The organism is Macromonas bipunctata (assembly GCF_002837135.1).
In the GTDB taxonomy this organism is placed as follows: domain Bacteria; phylum Pseudomonadota; class Gammaproteobacteria; order Burkholderiales; family Burkholderiaceae_C; genus Macromonas_A; species Macromonas_A bipunctata.
The window spans coordinates 1-7,743 of sequence record NZ_NWBQ01000013.1 but is presented as its reverse complement, the minus strand read 5'-3'; the positions used below and the strand labels follow the sequence as shown (position 1 = coordinate 7,743).

Sequence of the window (7,743 nt, the reverse complement as noted above, 5' to 3'; positions counted from 1 at the left end):
TGAGTCGTCGCCGAGTTGACCATGAGTGTTCCGGCCCCAGCATTTCGCACCCCCACCCATGGTGACGGCACAGGTGTGGTCCATGCCCGCGCTGATAGATAAAACCTCCAACTCCAAGCCTTGCACCACAATCTTGTACACCTGCTGCCCGGTAGCATTCTTGTACGTGGCTTTGACGGTGTAGTCAAAAGTACCCCTGACTGTCGGGGTACCAGACAGCACACCCGTGGCCGAGTCCAATACCAGTCCGGCAGGCAAAGTGCCCTCCGCGCTCCACACCACTGCCGACATCACGGGAGCGGCATCGCGCCTGTCACTGAACAAGGGCCTGAAATCATAGGTCACCGGTGGTTCTTTTTGGCCCACGGTCCACTGGGGTAGTGCAGCCGTGGCCAGATTAACATCGCCGGATGTAACCACTGACCCACCTGCGGCCACGGGTAATGGTATTACAGCACCCTCCCCGGCCAGAGCCAGGTTGTCGTTCCAAGCGGTGACGGCAGCGGTCAGCACTGCTTCGTCGCCACTTTGATTGACGACCACGCTGTAGGGCTCACTGGTGCCAAAGCACTGAATTCGTTTGCGCGGGTCCAAGGCTTGTGTAATAACTGCTTTGCCGGTATGTTGCTGGTTCAACGCGAGGCAGGCGTCTTCACGCAATTTAGCTTGTAGAGTTACAACAGGTAGCTTGCCCGCTTGCATGATTTGCCAATCATTGGCGGACGGAATTTTCCCTGTGGAGTAAACCGCGTCGGGGGGCACGGGCATGGTACTTAAATACTTTTTATCAACCAACTGTTGTACGTCAGACAAGATGCCGCCGTCTTGCACAGAGTGCATTTGAATTGCGACACCTAACTGTTCGCTTTGACCCAGTAGCCCAGCAGCAGCCGTTTTAACAGTACCATTGTCCGTCGATGAGCCAATGTAATACATCGTACCGCCGGTGACAGCAACGGTCAGTGCAATAGAAATAATCGTGATAATGAGCGAAAACATAATGACTCCAACTAAGGTGGCTGCCGTCAATGGCTACCTAATAAAGTATAGTCACAACCAGCGTCCCATTAGAAGTTGGAATTCAAAATCAAGTAAAAATTTCTTGACCTTAACCGAACCTAAAATTATGGGTTTTCTGTCCAATCATCAAGCATCCACCTCTAATTCGATAGCTTTTTGGCTCTAACGCTGGTTCCAGCTACCGCGGTTAACCCCCCTAGCCAGTCGACTTTAGGAGGCTAGGCTTTCAATATCGTATGATGATATTATCTTGCTAAACTAAGAAGATACTTTAGTGTTAAAATACTAGGCTGTCAACCACCCCCAGCCTAAAGGCTGAGGCTTGTAAAAGCAAGCCTGGTTGACCAGGCTCAGTGCCGTAAGGCGCTACGTTGTGCGTAAGACCAAAGACCGACGTCGGTATGCTTCCTTAGTACCGACTTCTCGAAGATGCCGTAGCAGACAAGGTATGGGTGCTACGAAACGGACGGCATCTGGAAAGCGTAAGCCTTCCACCTGGCGTACAACATTGCCGAAGGGAGCGATACCGTAAAAAAGTATTTGTAACAAGGCCCGTAAGGGCTGGCAGCTGGGAAGACAGCATTTTTAGGAGTCGTCAGTGTCGGTATTTGTGTTGGATAGGTGTGGCAAGCCATTGATGCCTTGTAGCGAAAAGCGTGCGAGATTGTTGCTCGAACGTGGTCGTGCGCGGGTACATCGCGTGGTGCCCATGGTCATACGCCTGGTGGACAGGCAAGTAGCTAACTGCAAGCTACAGCCCGTGCGCGTAAAAGTAGACCCTGGTAGCAAAACCACGGGCTTGGCATTGGTGCGTGACATGGAGTCAACGGATAGCGTGACTGGCGAAATTTACCGTCAAGTTGCGGTGCTAAACTTGATGGAACTGGTGCACCGTGGGCGTCAGATTTCCGAAGCCTTGAGTGCGCGCAGCAGTATGCGCAGGCGTCGTCGCGGCAATTTGCGCTATCGAGCGCCGAGGTTCTTGAACCGTAGCAAGCCGCAAGGTTGGTTGCCACCGTCGCTGCAGCATCGAGTAGATACCACCATGGCATGGGTCAAACGTTTGCAATGTTGGGCACCTGTGGTGGCTATTTCTTCTGAGCTGGTTAGATTCGACACGCAAGCACTAGACAATCCCGAGATTTCTGGCGCAGAGTACCAGCAAGGCACCTTGCAAGGTTACGAAGTGCGTGAATACCTGCTGGAGAAGTGGGGCCGCAAGTGCGCCTACTGCGACGCGACTGAAGTACCTTTGCAAATAGAGCACATTCATCCCAAGGCAAGAGGTGGCACAAACCGCGTGAGCAACTTGACCCTGGCTTGTGCGCCTTGTAACCAACGTAAAGCTGCACAGCCCTTGCAAAATTTTCTGGCCACCGAGCCACAAAGACTGGCCAGAATCACTGCGCAGGCCCAGCGTCCATTGAAAGATGCAGCGGCAGTCAACGCTACCCGCTGGGCCTTGGCCAATGCGCTCAAATGCACCGGCTTGCCACTCGAACTGGCGTCCGGTGGCCAAACAAAATACAACCGGGTACGACTTGGACTGGAAAAGACCCATGCCTTGGATGCAGTGTGTGTCGGTCACGTCGATGCAGCAACATATGGGCTACAGCCTACACTGGCCATCAAGTGCACGGGCCGGGGCAGCTACCAACGCACACGCTTGGACAAGTATGGTTTTCCGAGAGGCTACTTGATGCGCACCAAACGCGTTAAAGGCTTTGGTACTGGCGATATGGTCAAAGCTTGCGTTCTCACCGGTAAAAAAGTCGGTACGTATACCGGGCGTGTTGCGGTGCGAGCCAGTGGCTCTTTCAATATACGCACCAGCACCGAACTGGTACAAGGCATTTCATACAAACATTGCCAATTGGTGCAGCGCGCCGATGGCTATGGCTATTTCTTCCATTACAGAGCTTAACAAGAAAGGATGCGGGTACAGGGTCGCGATAACACGCGACGCGCTCTACCTCCCCGGCATGAATGCCGAGGTTTCCCGCGCAATCTGGATGAACAAGCTCAAGACTCGAATGTTGGCTGGTGTGGATAAGTTTGCGGCTGCTGAGGCGGCGATGGCTGCGGGGGGTTTGGCGGCAAATTTGGCCCCTGCCCTACCGGCTGAAGCTGTGGAGGCTAGACCTCTGGCTGAGCTAACGTCAGCGGACCCAGTACCTGAAGCTACAGGAACCTCTGCTCTGGCTACCACCAAAGTGCCTACTGGTGCTGGACGTGCGGTGCGCGAATCAATTTCATTGCTTGCTGAAGAAAGTAAGGTGATTGACGAATTGCGCGTAAAGTTAGCTGTTTTGGGCACGATTCCAAACCGTAGTGAGGTGTTGCGAGCTGGAATTTTCGCACTCAATAGGCTCAGCCCTACTGAATTGGAGAAATTGATGCAACAGGTTCCAAAGTTGAAGCCGGGTCGGCCTGGTTAATCTAGTTGTACCGCGGAATTGACTAGTGAAACGTCGTACACTAACATCATCGTCAAAGTTGAAATGGAGTGTTGGATGGCGAACGAACGCAAAACAGAAGCCTTTGTGCGCGACAAGCTGCGTGCCTTGGGTTACAACCAACCGGATAACGGCATCACTGTCGAAGAGCAGAAGTCCGAGATTGCCAAGGTCAAGACCTTGCTATCCAAAGCAAGCAAGAATGCCAAGGGCAACGCCGGCTATCCTGAGTTCATCATCTCGAACCGTAAGGACACGGCATTTCTGATTGTGTTCGAATGCAAACCGGACGTGAAGAAACACGATAGCCCGGCGCGCGACAAGCCAGTTGAATATGCGGTGGATGGTGCGTTGCATTACGCTAAGCATCTTGCCAAGCACTACACCGTCTTGGCCGTTGCAGTAAGCGGGGCTACGGAAAGCGCCATGAGAGTGTCCAATTTCCTAGTTCCTGCGGGCAGCACTGAAATCAAGGAGCTTGTTAACGAAAGCGGTATTCCGGTCACCGACATCATCCCCTACGACGACTACTACCGGCTGGCTTCTTTCGACCCTGATGTGGCCAAGAAGCGCCACGCGGACCTGCTGGCATTCTCCAAAGAACTCCATGAGTTAATTTGGACAAAGGCAAAAATCTCTGAAGAAGACAAACCCCTTCTGGTCAGTGGCACCCTGATTGCCCTCATGAATGTACCATTCATGAAGACCTTTGGCACACTACCTGCCGAAGACGTGCAGGAAGCCTGGCTAGGTGCAATCAAGAAGGAGCTGGACAAGGCTGACATTCCTCAGGCAAAGAAGGACACCATGCTGCAACCGTATTCCACGATTGCAGTGCATCCCAATCTTGGTAAGCCTGACAGCAAGACCGCCAAAGAGTATCCGGATGGTGTTTTCAAGGAAATCATTAGCCGCATTTGCGAAAACGTCTGGCCATACATCAATGTCTATCACGACTTCGATGTGGTGGGGCAGTTCTACGGCGAGTTCCTGAAATACACCGCTGGTGACAAGAAAGCGCTTGGCATTGTCCTAACCCCTCGGCATATTGCCGAGTTGTTCTCGTTTATTGCGAATGTCAACCCTGAGTCCAAGGTTCTCGACATCTGTGCCGGAACGGGTGGTTTCCTAATCTCTGCCATGCAGCACATGCTGAAGAAAGCCGTCACAGAGGAAGAGCGAACCGACATCAAAAAGAATCGGCTGATTGGTATTGAGAACAATCCCAAGATGTTCGCCTTAGCCGCCAGTAACATGATTCTGCGGGGGGACGGTAAGGCAAACCTGCATCAGGCAAGCTGCTTTGACGAAGCCGTTATCAAGGCCGTCAAGCAGATAAAACCGAATGTGGGGATGCTCAATCCGCCCTACTCCCAATCCAAGAGCGATGCAGAACTACATGAGCTGTACTTCGTAAAGCAGATGCTGGACTGTCTTGAGCCCGGCTCTATGGGTATTGCAATTGTGCCAATGTCTTCGGCAATCAAACCTAATCCTGTTCGGGATGAGATGTTGAAGCATCACACTCTGGACGCGGTTATGTCTATGCCGCAGGAGTTGTTCTATCCAGTCGGCGTGGTGACCTGCATCATGGTCTGGATTGCCAAGACGCCACACACCAAATCGGACAAGAAAACATGGTTTGGTTATTGGCGCGACGATGGGTTTATTAAGACAAAACACAAGGGTCGAGTTGACCAGGATGACCGATGGCTCGCAATTCGAGACCATTGGGTAGCTATGTATCGAAACCGGGAAGTCCATGCCGGTGAAAGTGTTATGCAAGCCGTTACCGCTGGCGACGAGTGGTGCGCCGAAGCTTATATGGATACGGACTATTCGGCCCTTACACCTTCTGACTTTCAGCGGGTCGTCAAGAGCTATGCTTTGTTCAAGCTCTTCGGGCAGGAGAGTCATCCAGCGCAAGAGGAGGCTGCCGATGCCGAAGATTAACGATATCTTCAAACTGGATTACGGGCATAGCTTGGAGCTAAATCGGCTGGAACAGTCCACCGCCCCGGACGCGGTTAATTTCGTTGGACGCGCAGCCCGAAACAATGGCGTCACGGCGCGAATAAAGCCTGTTCCGGGGCTGTCGCCATCGCCGGCAGGCACTATTACAGTGGCGCTCAACGGCCAGGGCGGGGCAGGGGTTGCCTTTCTGCAACCATTTCCGTTCTACAGCGGATTCCACGTTATGGTGCTAACACCAAAGGTGCCCATGTCCGAGCAAGAAAAGCTGTGGTGGGCACTATGTATCACGGCCAATCGATTCAGGTTCGGCTTTGGTCGCCAAGCCAACCGGACCCTAAAAGATTTGGTGCTTCCAGACCTTGAAAACAAGCCAGAGTGGGCCGATTCAATCAATGTACTAAAGTTTGAAGGAGCGGCATGTCCGCAAGAGGCGGGGGCCACCGTTGACCTTGCCCCCGCACATTGGCGTGCGTTCCGGTACGATGAAATATTTGAAATTAGGAAGGGCTATTACAACAAGAAGCCGCCGACTTCTGCCAAAGAGGGCAGCGTTCCATTCATCGGTGCCACTGAATACAACAACGGGGTCACCGCGTACATTGCGCACGATAACCTGAAAAAATTCTCTAAGGATGGCTCTATCAATCTTAATGAGCCGCTTGACCGCAAGATATTTCCTGGGGAGTGCATTACTGTCTCAAACAACGGGTCGGTCGGAGAAGCCTTCTACCAGCCTGAGCCTTTCACCTGCACCCACGACGTTAACCCGCTGTATCTCAAGGATAAGCAGGTCCGGCTCTCGCCTGAGCTAGGACTATTTCTTGCCACTGTAATTCGTGCCGACAAATACCGTTGGGGATATGGTCGTAAGTGGCGACCCATTCGAATGCCGAACTCACTCATCAGCTTGCCGGTAACTCCCGAGGGCGTGCCCGATTGGAGCTACATGGAAGGCTACATCAAGTCTTTGCCCTATAGCTCTCAGGTGCCCTAGCCATGCTTGTGGCCGACCGCTTCCATGTGGTCCGAGTGACCGCAAGGAAGAAAAGTGAGTCTTCCTTTGTAGCAGGTTTGCGGGTTTGAAACAGTAGGCTAAAAATACCGTCAAACCTACTCATATCGCCTAAACTGTTATTTAGTGGGGCGTATGACATTTTATTCAATTGGTGAGCTGGCGGTATTGTTGGGTGTGGCGGTGATTACGCTACGTCGATGGCACAAAGATGGCAAGTTGGTACCCAAATACCGTACACCCGGCGGACATCGACGCTACGCCTTAAACGAAGTGCGCCAGCACCTAAATATTGACGAACCTGCGAGTTCCGATAAGCTGACGGTTTGCTACGCTCGCGTATCATCACACGACCAAAAAGAACAGTTGGAAACACAGGCACAACGCTTGGAGCAACATTGCACACAACAAGGTTGGCAACATTGCCGCACGCTCAAGGATTTGGGTTCGGGCATGAACTACAAGAAGCCTGGCTTGCGCAAATTGCTGCAATGGATTTTAACCGGCCAAGTAAAGAGGCTGGTGCTCGTGACTCAAGACCGCTTGCTGCGCTTTGGAGCTGAATTGTTGTTTAATGTGTGCCGTCAATTGAATGTGGAAGTGGTGGTATTGGATGCGCAGGCTGCGGTATCGAGAGAAGTGCAATTGACGCAAGATTTGGTGGAGATATTGACTGTTTTTCTTCCCGATTGTACGGTTCACGCAGTCGAAAGAATCTCAAAGCCCTTGCAGCTCTGGTCAATTGACGGTATAATTAACGCGCCATGCAATTAACCGCGCAAACCCGCCTAATACTACCCCCAGAGGCTCAAGAGCAGCTGGAAGCGTATGCGCGTTTGTATGCCCAGCATTTGCACAAGCTTTACGCTTGGGTGGCCAAGCGCGGCGGGGCGGTTAAATCGCAAAAGACCGAGTTTTGCCAACACTTTGGTATCTCAGCCCGCTTGTTCAATGCCTTGGCCATTGAATTGCAAGGCATGCTAGAGGGCACCCGCGAGCTGCTCAAGCAATCGGTGCAGAATCTCAAAAAAGCCATCAAGTCCAAGTCCGCTACGCTCAAAACCTACCAGCGGCAAGCCGAGCAGGTCAAGGCAGGCACGGTGGGGATGGAGCCCGAGGCACAAGTGCGCCTGGTGGTCAAAATCAAGAAGCTCACCGCCAAGTGCAAAGAGCTTACATACAAGCTGGCCAAATGCTCTAAGCGGCTGGCAGCCAACGTGCCCGGCATTTGCTTTGGCTCGCGCAAACTGTTCCTGAAACAATAAGTTGACCATCAAAAGT

The 7,743-nt window shown here is 52.4% G+C and carries 6 protein-coding genes and 1 pseudogene; 6 read left to right on the top strand and 1 reads right to left on the bottom strand.

The features are described from left to right. The coding region (locus CON76_RS01995) for an Ig domain-containing protein (protein ID WP_205758161.1) at window positions 1-999 on the bottom strand (999 nt) is incomplete at its 3' end. A 658-nt stretch (window positions 1,000-1,657) separates the two neighbouring features. On the opposite strand from CON76_RS01995, the gene iscB reads away from it, so the two are divergent. The 6 genes and pseudogenes from iscB (at window position 1,658) to CON76_RS13010 (ending at window position 7,727) form a co-directional block, all read left to right on the top strand. Continuing rightward, a complete protein-coding gene (gene iscB / locus CON76_RS01990; RefSeq protein ID WP_420812886.1) occupies window positions 1,658-2,944 on the top strand; it encodes an RNA-guided endonuclease IscB in 1,287 nt (428 codons plus the stop codon). A gap of 58 nt (window positions 2,945-3,002) precedes the next feature. Next, window positions 3,003-3,458 carry a hypothetical protein gene (locus CON76_RS12715; RefSeq protein WP_169928958.1) on the top strand — a complete coding sequence of 152 codons (456 nt, stop codon included), beginning with the start codon at window positions 3,003-3,005 and terminating at the stop codon, window positions 3,456-3,458. A 75-nt stretch (window positions 3,459-3,533) separates the two neighbouring features. Beyond that, entirely contained in the window at window positions 3,534-5,429 is a 1,896-nt protein-coding gene (locus CON76_RS01985) for an HsdM family class I SAM-dependent methyltransferase (protein ID WP_101101591.1), read from the top strand. Beyond that, window positions 5,416-6,444, top strand: coding sequence for a restriction endonuclease subunit S (locus CON76_RS01980; RefSeq protein ID WP_169928957.1), 1,029 nt, complete (start codon window positions 5,416-5,418; stop codon window positions 6,442-6,444). The genes CON76_RS01985 and CON76_RS01980 overlap by 14 nt, the downstream gene beginning before the upstream one ends. Before the next feature lie 153 nt (window positions 6,445-6,597). After that, window positions 6,598-7,208: pseudogene (locus CON76_RS01975) on the top strand (IS607 family transposase). Between the two features lie 231 nt (window positions 7,209-7,439). Then, window positions 7,440-7,727 carry a hypothetical protein gene (locus CON76_RS13010; protein ID WP_169928956.1) on the top strand — a complete coding sequence of 96 codons (288 nt, stop codon included), beginning with the start codon at window positions 7,440-7,442 and terminating at the stop codon, window positions 7,725-7,727. Window positions 7,728-7,743 lie beyond the last annotated feature (16 nt).

Coding starts and splice junctions, on each gene's coding strand:
- iscB (WP_420812886.1), top strand. CDS start 1,658: ATGCCTTGTAGCGAAAAGCGTGCGAGATTGTTGCTCGAACGTGGTCGT.
- CON76_RS12715 (WP_169928958.1), top strand. CDS start 3,003: ATGAATGCCGAGGTTTCCCGCGCAATCTGGATGAACAAGCTCAAGACT.
- CON76_RS01985 (WP_101101591.1), top strand. CDS start 3,534: ATGGCGAACGAACGCAAAACAGAAGCCTTTGTGCGCGACAAGCTGCGT.
- CON76_RS01980 (WP_169928957.1), top strand. CDS start 5,416: ATGCCGAAGATTAACGATATCTTCAAACTGGATTACGGGCATAGCTTG.
- CON76_RS13010 (WP_169928956.1), top strand. CDS start 7,440: ATGCTAGAGGGCACCCGCGAGCTGCTCAAGCAATCGGTGCAGAATCTC.